Origin of the sequence: Nocardia jiangxiensis NBRC 101359 (genome assembly GCF_000308615.1) — a bacterium.
GTDB classification, from domain to species: Bacteria; Actinomycetota; Actinomycetes; order Mycobacteriales; family Mycobacteriaceae; genus Nocardia; species Nocardia jiangxiensis.
The window spans coordinates 1-508 of sequence record NZ_BAGB01000014.1 but is presented as its reverse complement, the minus strand read 5'-3'; the positions used below and the strand labels follow the sequence as shown (position 1 = coordinate 508).

General features: G+C 70.9%; 1 protein-coding gene. It reads right to left on the bottom strand.

The window, feature by feature from the left end:
• Window positions 1-56 precede the first annotated feature (56 nt).
• On the bottom strand, window positions 57-508 hold a 452-nt coding region (locus tag ON40_RS06495; RefSeq protein ID WP_040819642.1), incomplete at its 5' end, for an ATP-binding protein.

Sequence of the window (508 nt, the reverse complement as noted above, 5' to 3'; positions counted from 1 at the left end):
GAAGAGCTCGTCGAGGAAGAGCGCCGCCTCGGCCATCAGGGCTGAGTGCCGCGAAGCTACCGCGGCTCCCCCACCACACCGTTGGCCTGACGCGTCGCCGTCGGCGCACCGAGGAACACCGCGAACAACGCCGGCCTGCGCCGCTGCAACTCCAGCCGCCCGCCATCGGCCTCGATCAACGCCCGCGCCAGCGCCAGCCCCACACCGGTCGAACCGGCGCCGGAGAAACCCCGATCGAAGATGTGCGGGGCCAGCTCATCGCTGACGCCGTCGCCCTCATCGGCGATCTCCACACACACCAGCGGCTCCCGGTCACCACCGGGACGTACCGTGCGCACCGACACCGTGCAGGTGCCGCCGCCGTGCATGAGCGCATTGTCGATCAGCACCGCGACCGCCTCCCGCAACCGGGAGCCGGTGATCGGCGCGCGCAACTGGTCGTCACCGATCAGTTGCAGCGTGCGCCCGGCCTCGGTGAACGGGTGGGTCCACTCGGTGACAATGCCGC